Origin of the sequence: Bradyrhizobium sp. BLXBL-01, assembly GCF_051853025.1 — a bacterium.
Taxonomy (GTDB): domain Bacteria; phylum Pseudomonadota; class Alphaproteobacteria; order Rhizobiales; family Xanthobacteraceae; genus Bradyrhizobium.
This window is the reverse complement of record NZ_CP182471.1, coordinates 800166-816631: the sequence shown is the minus strand read 5'-3', so window position 1 is coordinate 816631 and position 16466 is coordinate 800166. Positions and strand designations below refer to the sequence as shown.

The following is a 16466-nucleotide window of genomic DNA, read 5'->3' as shown; positions in this document are numbered from 1 at the left end:
GGATGTTTTTCTTCTGCCCTCGATCTAGGGAGGCCGCTTGTCATTTGGAAATTAAATGATTAACTGCAGTCCAGTGGATTTTTCAATGGAGGCGGCGATGCTGGATCTGGAGCTGCTGCGCAGCTTCGTCTCGGTGGTCGAGGCCGGCGGCTTCACCCGCGCTGGCGAGCGCGTCCACCGCACGCAATCGACCGTCAGCCAGCAGATCAAGCGGCTGGAGGAGGACGTCGGTCAGGTGCTGCTGCACCGCGACGGCAAGGACGTGCGCCCGACCGAGGCCGGCGAGCGGCTGCTCTCCTATGCGCGGCGGTTGCTGTCGCTCGCCGAGGAGGCGCGCGACGTATTGCGCCAGCCGGGCGGCGAAGGCGCGATCCGGCTCGGCATCCCCGAGGACTTTGCGGCCTACCGCTTGGCAAAACTGCTGGGCGCGTTCTCGCGATCGCATCCGGGGTTGCGGCTCGACGTGCGCGCCGACCAGAGCAAGCATCTCGCCCGCGATCTCGCGCGCGGTGAGCTCGACCTTGCACTCTACAAGCGCGAGGCCGGGGCAAAGGACGCGATCGCGGTGTGGCCGGAGCGGGTGCACTGGGTCACCAGCAAGAGCCATCCGGTCGATGTCGATGTGCCCTCGGTGCCGCTGATCGGCTTTCCGCTCGGCTGCATCTATCGCGCCGGCGCCATCCACGCGCTGGAAAGCGCGGGCCGCGCCTGGCACACCGCCTACACCTCGTCGAGCCTCGCCGGCATCCAGGCCGCCGTCGCCGCCGGCATGGGCCTAAGCATCCTGTCGGAGATGGCGATCCAGTCCGATCACCGCGTGCTGACCGCAAAAGACGGCTTTGCGCCGATCAACAAGACCGAGGTGGCGCTGATGGCTTCGCCGGATGCGAGCCCGGCAACGCTGCGGCTTGCGGATCGTCTCGCGGAGTTTTGCGATGCGGTGCAGAGCAAGGCGGCTTGAGCTCGCCGGACCTCCGCTCAATTCGCAGCGGACATCAATTTGTCACCGCACGCGCTTGCGTAGAACTTGCCGCCGCATTGGCGCTTGATCGCAGTGCAGCGGGCTGCGGGCGACGCATTCTGCGGCACCGTGAAGCCGCAGCTGAGGCCATCGGCGCTGCGACCGGTTTTGCCGGCGGCAAACGCCGCGCTGGTGGCGCTGATGCAGACGACGAGCAGGGCTGCAGTGGCGATTTCGATCAGCAGTCTCATGGTCGTCTCCTCCACACTGATGGCTGAATCTTTCGTAATCTAGCACCGAATCCGGCTTTCTCCGTGCTCCTCCGGGTTCCCAACTCGGCCCGTTCCTTGCATAATTTTGCGCCAGTGGCGTGCACGACCGCCGGGCGACAGTTCCGGTGCAAGGGGCAGGACGCGTAGATTGGTGAGAGTACTTCGACCTAGGAAGTGACGGCTTTGCAGGATTCATCGTTCCAGCCCAGTTTTCCGGCCCCCGGGCAGCCCATCGACGAACTCGCGCTGGCCGAGATCAAGGGCGCAATCCTGGCAAAGCTGCGCCTTGCCATCGGCAAGGACGCTGGCATGGCGACCAGGCACGATTGGTATCAGGCCGCGGCGCTCGCGCTGCGCGACCGCATCGTGCATCGCTGGCTCACGGCCGAGAAACACAGCTACGACGCGGGCCGCAAGCGCGTCTATTATCTCTCGCTCGAATTTTTGATCGGCCGGCTCTTCACCGACGCGCTCAACAACATGGGCCTCCTGCAGATCTTCGAGGTCGCGCTCGGCGATCTCGGCGTCTCGCTGCCGGAGCTGCGCAAATGCGAGCCGGATGCAGCGCTCGGCAATGGCGGCCTCGGCCGGCTCGCCGCCTGCTTCATGGAGAGCATGGCGACCCTGTCGATCCCCGCGATCGGCTACGGCATCCGCTACGATTACGGCCTGTTCCGCCAGATCATCAATCAGGGCTGGCAGCAGGAATATCCCGACGAATGGCTGAGCTTCGGCAATCCCTGGGAATTGCAGCGGCCCGAGGTGATCTACGACATCAATTTCGGCGGCGGCGTCGAGCATGTCGATGACAAGGGCCGCGACCGCGCGATCTGGCACGCGAGCGAGACCGTGCAGGCGATCGCCTATGACACGCCGATCGTCGGCTGGCGCGGCCAGCACGTCAACGCGCTGCGGCTGTGGTCGGCGCGCTCGCCCGATCCGCTGAAGCTCGATGCCTTCAACAAGGGCGATTACGTCAGCGCCAGCGCCGAGCAGGCGCGCGCGGAGGCGATCTGCAAATTCCTCTATCCGAACGACGAAAGCCCGGCGGGCCGCGAGCTGCGGCTGCGCCAGGAATATTTCTTCGTCTCGGCCTCGCTGCAGGATCTGGTCAAGCGGCATCTGTCGTCCGACGGCCAGCTGCGCAGCCTGTCGAACAAGGTCGCGGTGCAGCTCAACGACACCCATCCGAGCCTTGCCGTCACCGAGCTGATGCGCATCCTCGTCGACCTCCACAATTTCCGCTGGGACGAGGCCTGGAAGATCACCGTCGCCACCCTCTCCTACACCAACCACACGCTGCTGCCGGAGGCGCTGGAGACCTGGCCGGTCGAGCTGTTCGAGCGACTGTTGCCGCGGCATCTGGAAATCATCTACCGCATCAACGTGCAGCATCTGGCGCTTGCGGAAGCGCGCTGCCCCGGCGACATCGACTTCCGTGCCTCGGTCTCGCTGATCGACGAGAAGAGCGGCCGCCGCGTGCGCATGGGCCAGCTCGCCTTCGTCGGCTCGCACCGCATCAACGGCGTCTCGGCGATGCATTCGGACCTGATGCGCGAGACCGTGTTCCACGACCTCAATCATCTCTATCCCGGCCGCATCACCAACAAGACCAACGGCATCACCTTCCGCCGCTGGCTGATGCTGGCGAACCCGAAGCTGACCGATTTGTTGCGCGAGACCTGCGGCGAGGCCGTGCTCGACGATCCGACCCAGCTCTCGCTGATCGAGGCGCGCGCCAGCGATGTCGAGTTCCAGAAGAAATTCCGCAGCGTCAAGCACCACAACAAGGCCCAGCTCGCCCGCCTGATCGGCGAACGGCTCGGCATCAGGGTCGATCCGGGCGCATTGTTCGACGTGCAGATCAAGCGCATCCACGAATACAAGCGCCAGCTGCTCAACGTCATCGAGACGGTCGCGCTGTACCAGGCGATCAAGGACGAGCCCAACGGCAATTGGGTGCCGCGGGTGAAGATCTTCGCCGGCAAGGCGGCGGCGAGCTATCGCTACGCCAAGCTGATCATCAAGCTGATCAACGACGTCGCCGACGTCGTCAACAACGACCCCGCCATCGGCGGCAAGCTCAAGGTCGTGTTCCTGCCCGACTACAATGTCAGCCTCGCCGAGGTGATCATTCCCGCCGCCGATCTGTCCGAGCAGATCTCCACCGCCGGCATGGAAGCCTCCGGCACCGGCAACATGAAGCTGGCGCTGAACGGCGCCATCACCATCGGCACGCTCGACGGCGCCAACATCGAGATCCGCGACCATGTCGGCGCGGAGAACATCGCGATCTTCGGCATGGAGGCAGGCGATGTCATGATCCGGCGCAAGCAGGGGCTGGATGCCTCCGACGTGATCCGCAGGTCACCAAAGCTGCAGCGCGCCATCAACGCGATCGGCGCCGGCGAGTTCTCGCCCGGCGATCCCGGCCGCTTCGAATCCATCGCGCATGCGCTGCGCTATCTCGACCATTACATGGTCAGCGCCGATTTCGATTCCTACTACGAGGCGCAGCGCGCGGTCGATGCGCGCTGGCAGGTGGCGCCGGCCTGGACACGCGCCTCCATCCTCAACGTGGCGCGCATGGCCTGGTTCTCCTCGGACCGGACCATCCGCGAATATGCCGAGGAGATCTGGAACGTGCCGGTCAACCCGACCACGCCGCTGCTGCCGAATTTGCGCGACGCCGCGGGCTGATTTTCCGCGGCGTGGATTTCCATTACCAGCGACGTTATTGAACATGGCGGCGCCGACTGTCATATGATGACCGTCAGCGCACCGCTTGTCATTGCGAGGAGCGCAGCGACGAAGCAATCCAGACTGCATCCATAGAGACAGTCTGGATTGCTTCGCTGCGCTCGCAATGACGGCGGCCAGGCATCGAGGACCACCAATGCACGCGAAGCTCCCGCACCCCTTCGACGAGGCCACGCGCGTCACCGCCGGTGACAGCAGCTGGCAGGGACACACCAGCGATGAGTACTGGGCCTTTGTCGGCCCGTTCGGCGGCGCCACGGCCGCGACCATTTTGCGCGCGCTGATCGACCATCCCGAACGCGCCGGCGATCCGCTCGCCGTCACCGTCAATTATTGCGCGCCGATCGCCAAGGGCCCGTTCGACCTCGACGTGCGGCTGGTCAAAGCCAACCGCTCCAGCCAGCATTGGAGCGTCGAGCTCAGCCAGGGCGGCGGCGAGGTCGCAACGCTCGCCACCGCGGTGTTCGCCGAGCGGCGCCCGTCCTGGGAGCACCGGGTGGCGCAATATCCTGAAACAAAGCCGTTCGAACAGACGCTGCCGTTCCCAAAAATCTCGGCATCCTGGGCCAACCAATACGAATTCCGCTTCGTCGAGGGCGAGATGCGGATGGGCCCCCCGCAGGCCGAGCCCGCCAGCACCTATTCGAAAATCTGGATCAGCGACCGCACGCCGCGCAAGCTCGACATGCTGTCGCTGATGTCGATGTCGGACGCCTTCTTCGGCCGCGTCTTCCACGCCCGGCGCGAGCTGGTGCCGTTCGGCACGGTGTCGCTGACGACGTATTTCCACACCGACGCCGAGGAGCTCGTGGCTGAAGACATCACGCGCGTGCTGGCGACCGCCGATTCCAAGATCATGCACAAGAGCTACGCCGACCAGAACGCCGAGCTGTGGTCGCCGAACGGCCGGCTGCTCGCGACCACGACGCAGATCGCGTATTTCAAGGCGTAGCTGCTTCCACGGACTCGTCATTGCGAGGAGCCCGCGACAAAATTGCGGAGCAATTTTGCGCTGGCGACGAAGCAATCCAGACTGTCTCCGCGGAGGGATTTCTGGATTGCTTCGCTGCGCTCGCAATGACGGTGGAGAGATGTGGCGCAAGCAAAAAGGGCGGCCTCTCGGCCGCCCTTCTGCATTAAGACCGAGCGCTTACTCCGCCGCCAGCTTCACATCCGGCGCGGCGGCGCGGACCTCGGCGTCGACCTGGGCTTCGAACTTGGCAAAATTCTTCTGGAACATGCCGACCAGCGCGCGGGCGGTCTTGTCGAACTCGTCCTTGTCCTTCCAGGTGTTGACCGGGTTGAGGATCTCGGCCGGCACGCCCGGCAGCGCGGTCGGGACCGCGAAGCCGAAATATTTGTCGGTACGAAATTCGACGTTGCGCAGCGAGCCGTCGAGCGCGGCGGTGAGTAGCGCGCGCGTCACCTTGATCGGCATGCGCGAGCCGACACCGTACTTGCCGCCGGTCCACCCCGTGTTGACGAGCCAGCAATCGACATTGTGCTGGGCAATGAGGTCGCGCAGCATGTTGCCATAGACGGATGGGTCGAGCGGCAGGAAGGGCGAGCCGAAGCAGGTCGAGAATTCCGGCTGCGGCTCGTTGCCGAGACCGCGCTCGGTGCCGGCGACCTTGGCGGTGTAGCCGGACAGGAAGTGATACATCGCCTGCGCCGGCGAGAGCTTGGCGATCGGCGGCAGCACGCCGAAAGCGTCGGCAGCCAGCATCACCACGTTCTTCGGCTGCGGCGCGCGGCCGGTGCGCGACGCGTTCGGGATGAAGTCGAGCGGATAGGCCGAACGCGTATTCTCGGTCTTGGAGCCGTCGTCGAAATCGACGACGCGGGTGTCGTCGTCGAGCACGCAATTCTCGAGCACCGCGCCGAAGCGAGTCGAGGCGGCATAGATCTCGGGCTCGGCTTCCTTCGAGAGTTTGATGCACTTGGCGTAGCAGCCGCCTTCGAAATTGAAGACACCGTTCGGGCCCCAGCCGTGCTCGTCGTCGCCGATCAGCGTGCGGTTGGGATCGGCCGACAGCGTCGTCTTGCCGGTGCCCGACAGGCCGAAGAAAATCGCGGTATCGCCCTTGGCGCCGACATTGGCCGAGCAGTGCATCGGCATCACGCCGCGCTCGGGCAGATAATAGTTCAGCGTCGTGAACACCGACTTCTTCATCTCGCCGGCATAATAAGACCCGCCGATCAGGACGATCTTGCGGGTGAAATCGATCGCGACGACGTTCTCCGAGCGGCAGCCGTGGCGTTTGGGATCGGCGCGGAAGCTCGGCATGTCGATGATGGTGAGCTCCGGCACGAAGGTCGACAGCTCGATCGCCTCGGGGCGGATCAGCAGCGTGCGGATGAAGAGCGAGTGCCAGGCAAGCTCGGTGAAGACGCGCGTCTTGATCCGGTAGGCCGGGTCGGCGCCGCCATAGAGGTCCTGCGCGAACAGGCGCTGGCCTTCGGCGTGCTTGAGGAAGTCCTGATAGAGCGTCTCGAACTGCTCTGCGGTGATCGACTGGTTGCCGGCCCACCACATCTTCTTGTCGGTGGCGGCGTCGCGCACCGTGAACTTGTCCTTCGGGCTGCGCCCGGTGAACTCGCCGGTGTCAGCGCAGAGTGCGCCATCGGCGGAGAGCACCGCCTCGCCCGCTGCGAGCGAGTATTGATAGAGTTGCGGCGCACCCAGGTTCCAGTGAACCTGCTTGAGATTCTTTAAGCCGAATTTGTCGGCGCCGAAGGCACCGTTGCGCAGGCCCGTCTCTTGCACGAAAAAATCCTCCTAGAACTCGCGACACTCAGCGCGGCCAAGTCTGGCGCCGTCGCGATCACCGTGAATATGGGCCGTTCGGCCTCGGCTGAACGACGTAATACTGATGAACGCTGGCGTTGCCAAGCTGATCCCGCAGGATTTGGTTTATTCAAGGACCGCGCCAAACGTCGCGCATGTCAGCTCTGAACGGCTGCATCGAGAAAGTGCTGATGATCGCGCAACCAAATGCACGTTTGCGCGTTATGCCCGGTTATTGCGACGCACAATCGCGGCGCCGACGCCCTATCTTACCTCACCCTCGCCGATCAGCGCGAACGGCCCCCACATCGCGGGATAAGCGTTGCGTGGCGACGAGGCATCATCGAGATAGGCTAACATCGCGCGGCGCAAAGCTTCGGCGCGACCGAGCTTCGGTTCTTTCTTGAGCAGCTCGAAGGTCGATGTGGTCAAGCGGGTCGCAGCCTCCGAATCCACGGCCCAATGCGACACCAAGAGCGCGCGGGCGCCTGCGTAGAAGAACGAGCGCGCCAATCCCGACAACGCTTCGGCACCGGGCTTGTCGCCCGCGATGGTGTTGCAGGCGGATAGCACAACCCAATCGGCATTGAGTTTGAGCTGGGCCACTTCGCTCGCGGTGAGAAGACCATCGTCGAGCTCCGTCGGCTGGTCGGGGATGGAGAGCGCAAGCGAGGGCTCCCCCAATCCCTTGACGTCGCCGGCAACGAGGCCGTGGGTGGCAAAGTAGATGATGCCGTATTGGGCAAGCGCTGCACGCTTGAGCGTCGTTTCGCTGGCGTCGCGGCCGAGATGGATATCGGCCTCTGCCGCGCCGACGTCCCTCGCCACCGCGCTCAATTCGTCGGCCGTATCGGGCAGTTGCGGCAGTGCCTGGGCAGCCGCGCACGATCCACGCCGGCGCCGCGCCAGAAGTCGGCATAGGCGATCGTCGCAATGCTGCGTGCGGCGACCTTGCCGCTCGCGGCGCGCCGGTCGGCAGGCCCTTCGGCTGCAGGGTTGAACACGGGATCGCCGAAACCGGTCATCGGCTTGATGCTTTGATCCCTGCGGGCAAAAGCGCGCAGCGATTTCAGGCTGATCACCGACGGCAGCACCGAGACGGCCTGGCGCCGCAGCAGCCAGGCAACACTGCGGTAGCCCTCGAGCCGGTCCGGGATCGCTGCCTGCGGCTTCTCCGTGACCAGCAGATGAAACGGCAATGCGGTCAGTGCCGCCGACGGCACCACCAGCAGGTTGCGCTTGTCCTTGGTCAGCGCCTCGACCGGGCCGAGCAGCGCGACATAGAGCTCGTGGGCGAGGGCGAGGTCGAACAATCCCGATTTGCCGGAGGCATCGCGCGCCTTGCCGACATCGAGCCCCCTGCGAAAGGCGGTGACTTTCTGCGTGATCGCGTCCGCTTCGAGCGGAATCTCCTTCCACTCGACGCTCTCGCGCGTGATCGCGACGACATAGCTCCGCCTGTCGACGACGGAATAGACCACCATCGCCTCGTCGGAGGCCAGCAGCGGCTGGATGTCCTTCACGGTCAGCGGCAGCGGGTTGGAAAGCAAGGAATAGTCGGGAAACTCGACCGCGAGCGTCTTCTGCAATCCGTTGCGCGCGCTCGCGATCGCCGCGATCCGCGCGCGGCTGCGCTGCTCGGCCGCGACGTCACGCTGGGCCGATGGCTTCGACACCGCAGCGATGATCGCCTTGTCGAGCGCTTCGGACTCGGCCGCGAGATCCTGATCCTTGCGCACGAGCTCGGCGAGCCGGTCGCTGCCGGCGGCGAGCCGCACCGCGAGCTTGTTCACGGCGGAAGCAGCAGAGGATTGCGAGCCGCGCTGGATCGCACCGAGGGCGTCGTCGAGCGCCTTCTCGCTCGCGAGCAGCGATTGCTGCCTCGCCGCGAACAGGATCGGCAACACGACACGCAGCTGCGCACGGTTGGCCGCGAGCGTCTTCTGCGCCAACGGCAAGGCGTCCGCCGTCCGTCCCGTCGCCTGCAGGAAATCGGCGAGATTGCTCGTCGAGGTCGCGACGTCGGGGTGATCGGGCCCGAGCGCACGCTCGCGGATCGCCAGCGCGCGGCGATACAGCGGCTCGGCATCGGCATAACGCTGCTGGTGCTGGTAGAGCCCGGCGAGATTGTTGAGCGAGCGCGCGACGTCGGGGTGGTCCGGCCCCAGCACCTTTTCACGGATTGCGAGCGAGCGCTTGATCGGCGCTTCGGCATCGGCGTCGCGGTCGAGGTCGCGCTCGACCTGTCCGATGTTGTTCAGGACCGTGGCGACCGCGGGATGCTCGGGACCTGCGGCCTTCTGATAGATCGCGAGCGCACGCCGGAACAGCGGCTCGGCATCGGCAAAGCGCTCCTGCTTCACATAGAGCGTGGCGAGATTGTTGAGGGCCCGGCCGACATCTGGATGCTCGCGCGACAGGCTCTTTTCGCTGACGGCGAGCGCGCGCTTGAACAGCGGCTCGGCTTCAGTGAAGCGGCCCTGCCGCTGATACAGTGCGGCGAGATTGGTCAGTTCGGGCGAGATCAAGGCGGTGTCGAGGCCGAGCGACTTTTCCATCAGCGCGATCGCGCGCTTGTAGACCGGCTCGGCCAGATCGTCGCGGCCCTGCCCGGCATAGACCTGGCCGAGATTGTTGAGCGCCGCAGAGAGCTCGCGCCCGTCATTGCCCTTCTCCAGGCTCGCGACCATGGCCTGCGCCAGGGGCAGCGCTTCCGCATATTTGCCGGCCTGGTTGAGCGCGTTGATCCGCGCCCCCTGTGCGGCGAGGTCGCCCTTTTGGGCGAGGGCCGGGGTAGCCAGCAGGGTGGTGATGGCGAGCGCCAGACCCGCAGTCCATGCCAAACGTCGACGCGTCATGACCCCTCTCGCTGCGTACCCGACAACCGTCACGGTCATGGGTCGCGGCGATCGGTAGCGGCGTTCAAGCGGTTGCGCCCTGGTCCATCCTCGTGCGCGCCTCGCCAGCGAGGCGGACCAGCATCTTGCGCAGGCCCGTGCCATTCGTCACCCGCTCCGGGAAGTCCAGCCGCAGCGCGGCTTGCCCGTCTTGCATGTCGAGGCCTTCAGGGTCACAGCCAGTACAGCGCCAGTCGCCCTCGGCGGCGCCGAGCAGCTTCGTTGCGTAGAGATTCAGGGCATCGCGATGGTCTGCGTTCATGTGCTCGACGGCGCTCGCCTCCGCCGCCAGCAGGTCCTCGGCGCCGGTAAGGTCGGTCAGGAATTGCTCGGGCTTGAGGTCGACGATCCGGCCGAAGCCGGCGACCAGATGGGTTCCCGTGGGCCGGATCCGGAAGAAGGAGAAATCCTTAAAGGAAACAAAGCCTTCTGCCGAGGGGTGGGCACTGAGATACCGTCGCTGGAGCAGATCCTTGTCGGAATCGGCCTCCTCGGCCCGGCCCGACAGCATGATCCGGGCGCCTTCCAGGGGATCGCCGGCCACGCGCTCGTCCAGCATCAGCGAGACCCTGCAGTCCGCGAGGATGTTCCTGGTATGCACGGCAAGGCGCGAGATCAACAGGATCGGCGAGCCGTCGGGATGACTGGCGAGATTGACCAGGGAACAATAGGGATCGCCGCTGCCGGTCATCAGCGTCGCCAAGGCCCCCTGCCGGGACCGCCTCAGCAGCGATCTGGCGAGCCTTGCGGGGTCGAAATCGGGGGTCGGTTGCATCGGCTTTCTCAGCTCAGGTGGTTGCAAGGTGGGCCTTTTTTCGGGTAAACGGGGGCCCGGTTATGGGTCGAGACGCGGCGAATCTGCCGTGTCTCGTGGAACTTGGTCACACTTCAGCCCAGCTTGCATTGCTCGGTGACAAGGTTCGAACGCCACTTCGGCACCCATGTATGCGGCGCATCACTGGATCGCTCGCCGTTTCAAGCCACGACCCAAACGGAAAGCAGAAAGCAGAGAGGCTCATGCCCACAATCGCTTTGGTCGACGACGACCGCAACATTCTCACATCCGTCTCGATCGCGCTGGAAGCCGAAGGCTACCGTATCATGACCTACACCGACGGTGCCTCCGCACTCGACGGTTTCCGGACCACCCAGCCCGATCTCGCCATCCTCGACATCAAGATGCCGCGCATGGACGGCATGGAGACGCTCCGCCGTCTCAGGCAGAAGTCCGACCTGCCGGTGATCTTCCTCACCTCCAAGGACGAGGAGATCGACGAGCTGTTCGGCCTCAAGATGGGCGCCGACGATTTCATCCGCAAACCGTTTTCGCAGCGTCTGCTGGTCGAGCGCGTCAAGGCGGTGCTGCGCCGCTCGGCGCCGAAGGACCCGACCGTCGCGCCGAAGGAGAACGACGCCAAGGCGCTCGACCGCGGCCTTCTGCGCATGGATCCGGAACGCCATACCTGCACCTGGAAGAACGAGCCGGTGACGCTCACCGTCACCGAATTCCTGATCCTGCAGGCGCTCGCGACCCGGCCCGGCGTGGTGAAGAGCCGCAACGCGCTGATGGACGCCGCCTATGACGACCAGGTCTATGTCGACGACCGCACCATCGACAGCCACATCAAGCGGCTGCGCAAGAAGTTCAAGGTGGTCGACAACGAGTTCGAGATGATCGAGACGCTCTACGGCGTCGGCTACCGTTTCAAGGAAGCCTGAGGCGCACCCTCCAGCGCGATCGAGAGCATCTCCGGTTCTCGTTCCATCGGGACGAGGATCGCTCTAGGATGCGGGGACCTTCGCACGGGCCGTCCTAACGCGGGCGTAAGCATTGCTTGACCGAACGCAGCCTGAGCCTAACCAGAGCGCCGGGGATCTCGCATCCGACGGCGTTCAGGAGCACGTTGCCGACGACAAGCCGCAAGGCTTCCGGCCGCTGAACTGGCTGAAACGCGCCGGGCAGTTCTTCTTCGCGCTGTCCTTCTCGAGCCTCACCCGCCGCATCGTCTCGCTCAACCTCGCCGGCCTCGTCGCGCTGGTGGCGAGCATCCTGTACCTGTCGCAATTCCGTGCCGGCCTGATCGACGCGCGCGCCCAGAGCCTCCTGGTCCAGGCCGAGATCATCGCCGGCGCGATCGCGGCCTCCGCCACGGTGCAGACCAACGCCATCACCATCGATCCCGATCGGCTGCTCGACCTCAAGCCGGGCGAGACCTATGGCGGCTCGGACGAGTATTCGCCGCTGGACTTCCCGATCAATCCGGAGCGCGTCGCGCCGGTGCTGCGCACCCTGATCTCGCCGACCAAGACGCGCGCCCGCATCTACGATCCCAACGGCAGCCTGCTGCTCGACAGCCGCAACCTCGAAAACGTGCTGCGCTTTCCGCTGCCGCCACCGGCCGAGCAACCCGGCATTATCGAGCGCGGCAAGGTCGCGGTGCGCACCTGGCTGAACCGCGGCGACCTGCCGCTCTATCGCGAGCTCGGGCCCGAGAACGGCAATGGCTATGCCGAAGTGGGCGACGCCCTGCAGGGCCAGAAGCGCTCGATGGTGCGGGTCAATGCACGCGGCGAGGTGATCGTCTCGGTCGCGGTCCCCGTGCTGCGCTCGCGCGCGATCCACGGCGCCTTGATGCTGTCGACGCAAGGCGACGACATCGACCAGATGGTCACCGCCGAGCGCCTCGCCATCCTGAAGGTCGGCGGCGTCGCCGCCGCCGTCATGATCATGCTGTCGCTCCTGCTGGCGAGCACGATCGCGGGTCCCGTGCGCCGGCTCGCCGACAGCGCCGAGCGCGTCCGCCGCCGCATCAAGGCCCGCATCGAAATCCCCGATTTCACCCGCCGCCGCGACGAGATCGGCCACCTCTCCGGCGCGCTGCGCGACATGACCAGCGCGCTCTACAGTCGCATCGAGGCGATCGAGATGTTCGCCGCCGACGTTGCCCATGAATTGAAGAACCCGCTGACCTCGCTGCGCTCGGCGGTCGAGACGCTGCCGCTGGCGCGCAACGAGAACAGCCGCGCGCGCCTGCTCGAGGTGATCGAGCACGACGTCAAGCGGCTCGACCGGCTGATCTCGGACATCTCCGACGCCAGCCGCCTCGATGCCGAGCTGCAGCGCCAGGATGCGATCCCGGTCGATTTGCGCCGCCTGCTGACCACGCTGGTGTCCGTCGCCAATGAAACCAAGCTCGGCCACGACGTCGCGGTCGAGACACGCTTCGAGGGCCGCAGCCCGACCGACACCTTTGCCGTGAGCGGCCACGATTCCCGGCTCGGGCAGGTCGTCTCCAACCTGCTCTCCAACGCGCAATCCTTCTCCGAACGCGGCAGCAAGGTGCGCCTCACCTGCCGGCGCGTGCGCTCCGAGATCGAGATCGTGGTCGACGACGACGGCCCCGGCATTCGCGAGGACGCGCTGGAGCGCATCTTCGAGCGCTTCTATACCGACCGTCCGCATCAGGGCTTCGGCCAGAATTCCGGCCTCGGCCTGTCGATCTCCAAGCAGATCGTCGACGCTCATGGCGGACGGATCTGGGCAGAGAACCGCCCTGGCCCGCCGGACGCCGACGGCACTCCGATAATTGCCGGCGCGCGCTTCGTGGTGAGGCTGCCGGCGCTATGAGTGACGGCGGGCCCAGCGTTCACGCCTCCGCCGTCAAGGTCGGGACACTCGCCGTGCTGATCCGCGGGCCCTCGGGGTCCGGCAAGTCGCGGCTTGCCTTCGATCTGATCATGGCCGGACGCTCGGGCGTTGTGGAAAGCGCCGTGCTGGTCGGCGATGACCGTGTCCATCTGGCGACACTCGGCCATGAAATTGAGGTCCGCCCCGCGTCTCGCCTGGCCGGCCTGATCGAGATCCGGGGCCTCGGAATCCGCCGCTGCGACTTCGTGGAGCATGCGACCGTCGGTCTCGTGGTCGATCTGGCCGCCGCGGACGCCGAGCGGCTGCCGCCGGCCGAAGCCCTGAAAACCAGCATTTTTGGTGTCGAAATACCGCGAATCCCCGTTGCCCGCGACTATTCGCCCCTTCCTCTGGTTGTTGCGGCCTTGACCACTACCAAGAGTTCATCTTCCGTTAACCCTTCAGGCGATTGTTTGAAGGGAAATGGTAACCATATGAACCCCACTATCGCGACCGAATAGACCGGCGCAGCTCCCCTCATCCATCCGTATAGATTCAGGGAGATACGCAACATCCCCTCTTGCGCGGGGGCTCTGGATGGTCAAAGTGGCGCGTTCGTGCGGTGCACCAAAAGCGCCCGCGAGGAGTTTTCCGATGATTGGTCTAGTACTTGTGACCCACGGGCGCCTTGCCGACGAATTCAAGGCGGCGCTTGAGCATGTCATGGGCCCACAAAAGCAAATCGAAGCGATCACGATCGGCGCCGAGGATGATTCCGATCTCTGCCGAAGCGACATCATCGAGGCGGTCAATCGCGTCGATTCCGGCGACGGCGTTGCGATCCTCACCGACATGTTCGGCGGCACGCCGTCGAACCTGGCAATATCCTGCATGAGCCGGCCCAAGGTCGAAGTGCTCGCGGGCATCAACCTGCCCATGCTGGTGAAGCTCGCCAAGGTGCGCGAGGAGCGACCGCTGCCCGACGCGATCGCGATGGCGCAGGAAGCCGGCCGCAAATACGTCACCATCGCCAGCCGCGTGCTCGCAGGCAAATGAGCGAGGAGGCGCCACAAGCCGCGACCGGCGTGCCCGCGGGCGCGATCTCCAAGGATCTCCTGATCATCAACAAGCGCGGCCTGCATGCGCGCGCCTCGGCGAAGTTCGTCCAGGCGGTCGAGCGCTTCGACGCGCAGGTGTGGGTGACGCGCGGCGGCGAGACAGTGGGCGGCACCTCGATCATGGGCCTGATGATGCTCGCCGCGGGGCCCGGCACCACGATCACGGTGGCGGCGGCAGGGACCGACGCCGAAGCCGCGCTGGCGGCGATCACGGAGCTCGTGGAGAGCAAGTTCAACGAGGAAGGGGTCTGAGCCACGCGCTCGGCACCGTCGGGTGGGCAATGCGAAGCGTGCCCACCACATCTCATGATCAGTGAAAGTTCGTGGGCACGGCGCTTCGCGCCTTTGCCCACCCTGCGGCACTACGGCAGCCCGGCTATTTCCCCGGCGGCGCGATGTAGACGTTCCAGCTCATCGATGGGCCGGCCTTGCCGCTCGTGAAGCGGCGCGTGCTCATCACCATGCGCTCGGCGTTCGGCGCAACCTCCGACACCCATTTCTCGAATCCAGGCAGGCGGCCATCGGTCGGATCGAACACGCCGATGAAGCCGTATCTCTTGACGTCGTCGAGCGACGTCAGACCCGAGCTCCACGGCTCGTTCGGCGTGAACGCTGCGGGGTGATCCGGGCTGTAGAACACCATCGGCTGGATCGACTCCATGGTGCCGGCAACGACCGCCCAGCGCGAGGCAAAGCGCATGTGCCATTCCTGAGTCAGCTTGCGCGCCAGCTCCGAGCGCGCGCCGTAGGTTGCGGTGTTGCCGGCATTGGCCTCCATCTCGCGCGCGGCGATGAGGGGCGAGGCCGCAAGCGTCGCGGCGCTGAGCACGAGCCAGATCGCCGCGATGTTGAACAGCGCGGCGCTCTGCACGCGCAGCGTCGGGATCGCGACCAGCGCGAGCGGGACCATGAAGAACAGCGAGATGCCCCAATCGGTCTTCATGTAGATGCTGAACACCAGCGCGCCGAGCGGCGGGCCGAACGCGACGATGAGCTGGATGATCCAGACGTTCAGCGCCTGCGAGACATTGACGCCTGCATTGGCGCCGCGCGACCAGGCGCGCGTGACGATCCGCAAGGGCGCTCGCAGCAGCAATTTGACCCAAGGCGGCACCAGCGCCATGGCGAGTGCCGCGAGCGCCACCGGCAAGGCCAGCAGCGCGAAATTGTGCAGCACATAGCCCGCGACGAGCTGATGCACCTGGCTCTTGTCCTGCAGGCTGTAGGTGTCGCCGGCATAGGTCAGCGGCACGAAATGCGCATCCGCCAGCCAGACGATGTGCGGGATCATCGCCGCCACCATCGTGGCGATCGCGACCCACGGCGCGGGCGACGACAGGAAGCGCAACCGGTTGGGATGGATCAGCGCGGCGAGCCCGATCGCGCCGATCATGGTCAGCACCCAATATTTGGTCATCAGCGCCAGCGCGCCGGCAAGCCCGAGCAGGATTCCGGATTGCCAGCTCCGCTTCTCGAATGCGTTGAGATAAGCGAGCACCAGGAGCGGCAGCGTGACGAGCTGGAGCAGGTCCGGGTTGTACTTGAAGCCCTTGAAATTGAAGATCGGGTAGAGCGCGATCATCACCGCGACCAGGAACGCGCGGCGCGCATCGACCACGCGCAAGGCGATCAGCCAGCAGAGCACCATGCCGATGCTCACCGTTGCCATCGCCAGCGCATAGGTCGCCCAATCCGCCGCCGGGAACACCGCGAACCAGAGGCCGGCCACCCAGCCCGACAGCGGCGGGTGCTTGCCATAGCCCCAGAGGAATTTCTGGCCCCAGCCCCAGGCTTCTGCGACGTCCATGTGAACGTCCTGCGCCGCCTTCAGATTGATCAGGATGAAGGTCCACAGCACCGCATGCAGGAGGGCGAATTGGATCACCAGCCACAGGCGCGCCTCGGGGCGGACCGCGCAGGCAACCAGGAAGGCCCGGAAGCGGTCGTAACTCAAGCGGGTCTTTGCCCGCGTTCTGGAGGAGGGAAGAGAGGTCGTGGACATGGGCCGTGCGTAGCGCGTTTTGGCCCCTCATGGAATCAGC

At 65.4% G+C, this 16466-nt stretch carries 13 protein-coding genes and 1 pseudogene; 8 read left to right on the top strand and 6 right to left on the bottom strand.

Going from position 1 to position 16466, the window contains the following annotated elements; translation table 11 throughout:
- Positions 1–97: 97 nt before the first annotated feature.
- Positions 98–961: a LysR family transcriptional regulator gene (locus ACNJYA_RS03820; protein WP_212259444.1), complete on the top strand. Its 864-nt coding sequence runs from the start codon at positions 98–100 to the stop codon at positions 959–961.
- A gap of 17 nt (positions 962–978) precedes the next feature.
- Here ACNJYA_RS03820 and ACNJYA_RS03815 read toward each other — a convergent pair whose 3' ends face one another.
- Positions 979–1212 carry a hypothetical protein gene (locus tag ACNJYA_RS03815; RefSeq protein ID WP_172786668.1) on the bottom strand — a complete coding sequence of 78 codons (234 nt, stop codon included), beginning with the start codon at positions 1210–1212 and terminating at the stop codon, positions 979–981.
- Between the two features lie 204 nt (positions 1213–1416).
- Here ACNJYA_RS03815 and ACNJYA_RS03810 point away from each other — a divergent pair, with 204 nt between their 5' ends.
- Positions 1417–3933, top strand: a complete 2517-nt coding sequence (locus ACNJYA_RS03810; RefSeq protein WP_439402070.1) for a glycogen/starch/alpha-glucan phosphorylase — start codon at positions 1417–1419, stop codon at positions 3931–3933.
- A gap of 196 nt (positions 3934–4129) precedes the next feature.
- Entirely contained in the window at positions 4130–4945 is an 816-nt protein-coding gene (locus tag ACNJYA_RS03805; RefSeq protein WP_439402069.1) for an acyl-CoA thioesterase, read from the top strand.
- A gap of 198 nt (positions 4946–5143) precedes the next feature.
- Here ACNJYA_RS03805 and ACNJYA_RS03800 read toward each other — a convergent pair whose 3' ends face one another.
- The 4 genes and pseudogenes from ACNJYA_RS03800 to ACNJYA_RS03785 form a co-directional block, all read right to left on the bottom strand.
- Positions 5144–6760: a phosphoenolpyruvate carboxykinase gene (locus ACNJYA_RS03800; RefSeq protein WP_439402068.1), complete on the bottom strand. Its 1617-nt coding sequence runs from the start codon at positions 6758–6760 to the stop codon at positions 5144–5146.
- Between the two features lie 285 nt (positions 6761–7045).
- Positions 7046–7849, bottom strand: a complete 804-nt coding sequence (locus ACNJYA_RS03795; RefSeq protein ID WP_439403529.1) for a CHAT domain-containing protein — start codon at positions 7847–7849, stop codon at positions 7046–7048.
- A gap of 98 nt (positions 7850–7947) precedes the next feature.
- Positions 7948–9639, bottom strand: a pseudogene (locus ACNJYA_RS03790) (tetratricopeptide repeat protein); the annotation flags it as partial.
- A gap of 64 nt (positions 9640–9703) precedes the next feature.
- Complete coding sequence (locus tag ACNJYA_RS03785; protein WP_439402067.1) at positions 9704–10453, bottom strand: HugZ family protein; 750 nt, start codon at positions 10451–10453, stop codon at positions 9704–9706.
- 242 nt (positions 10454–10695) lie between these two features.
- On the opposite strand from ACNJYA_RS03785, the gene ACNJYA_RS03780 reads away from it, so the two are divergent.
- From ACNJYA_RS03780 to ACNJYA_RS03760, 5 genes are all read left to right on the top strand, one after another.
- Positions 10696–11397: a response regulator transcription factor gene (locus tag ACNJYA_RS03780; RefSeq protein WP_008542552.1), complete on the top strand. Its 702-nt coding sequence runs from the start codon at positions 10696–10698 to the stop codon at positions 11395–11397.
- A gap of 112 nt (positions 11398–11509) precedes the next feature.
- Positions 11510–13306, top strand: a complete 1797-nt coding sequence (locus tag ACNJYA_RS03775; RefSeq protein WP_439402066.1) for a stimulus-sensing domain-containing protein — start codon at positions 11510–11512, stop codon at positions 13304–13306.
- Positions 13303–13827, top strand: coding sequence for an HPr kinase/phosphorylase (locus ACNJYA_RS03770; RefSeq protein WP_439365446.1), 525 nt, complete (start codon positions 13303–13305; stop codon positions 13825–13827). The genes ACNJYA_RS03775 and ACNJYA_RS03770 overlap by 4 nt, the downstream gene beginning before the upstream one ends.
- Positions 13828–13960: 133 nt before the next feature.
- Positions 13961–14362 (top strand): PTS sugar transporter subunit IIA, encoded by a 402-nt coding sequence (locus ACNJYA_RS03765; RefSeq protein ID WP_007597752.1) that lies wholly within the window; start codon positions 13961–13963, stop codon positions 14360–14362.
- Complete coding sequence (locus ACNJYA_RS03760) at positions 14359–14676, top strand: HPr family phosphocarrier protein (RefSeq protein ID WP_036014186.1); 318 nt, start codon at positions 14359–14361, stop codon at positions 14674–14676. Before ACNJYA_RS03765 ends, ACNJYA_RS03760 begins: the two co-directional genes overlap by 4 nt.
- A gap of 124 nt (positions 14677–14800) precedes the next feature.
- Here the strand turns inward: ACNJYA_RS03760 and ACNJYA_RS03755 are convergent, their stop codons facing one another.
- Positions 14801–16426 (bottom strand): glycosyltransferase family 39 protein, encoded by a 1626-nt coding sequence (locus ACNJYA_RS03755; RefSeq protein ID WP_439402065.1) that lies wholly within the window; start codon positions 16424–16426, stop codon positions 14801–14803.
- Positions 16427–16466: the final 40 nt, after the last annotated feature.

Bases quoted from the DNA above. Each gene is read 5' to 3' on its own strand.
- ACNJYA_RS03820 (WP_212259444.1), top strand. From the start codon at position 98: ATGCTGGATCTGGAGCTGCTGCGCAGCTTCGTCTCGGTGGTCGAGGCC.
- ACNJYA_RS03815 (WP_172786668.1), bottom strand. From the start codon at position 1,212: ATGAGACTGCTGATCGAAATCGCCACTGCAGCCCTGCTCGTCGTCTGC.
- ACNJYA_RS03805 (WP_439402069.1), top strand. From the start codon at position 4,130: ATGCACGCGAAGCTCCCGCACCCCTTCGACGAGGCCACGCGCGTCACC.
- ACNJYA_RS03785 (WP_439402067.1), bottom strand. From the start codon at position 10,453: ATGCAACCGACCCCCGATTTCGACCCCGCAAGGCTCGCCAGATCGCTG.
- ACNJYA_RS03780 (WP_008542552.1), top strand. From the start codon at position 10,696: ATGCCCACAATCGCTTTGGTCGACGACGACCGCAACATTCTCACATCC.
- ACNJYA_RS03770 (WP_439365446.1), top strand. From the start codon at position 13,303: ATGAGTGACGGCGGGCCCAGCGTTCACGCCTCCGCCGTCAAGGTCGGG.
- ACNJYA_RS03765 (WP_007597752.1), top strand. From the start codon at position 13,961: ATGATTGGTCTAGTACTTGTGACCCACGGGCGCCTTGCCGACGAATTC.
- ACNJYA_RS03760 (WP_036014186.1), top strand. From the start codon at position 14,359: ATGAGCGAGGAGGCGCCACAAGCCGCGACCGGCGTGCCCGCGGGCGCG.
- ACNJYA_RS03755 (WP_439402065.1), bottom strand. From the start codon at position 16,426: ATGTCCACGACCTCTCTTCCCTCCTCCAGAACGCGGGCAAAGACCCGC.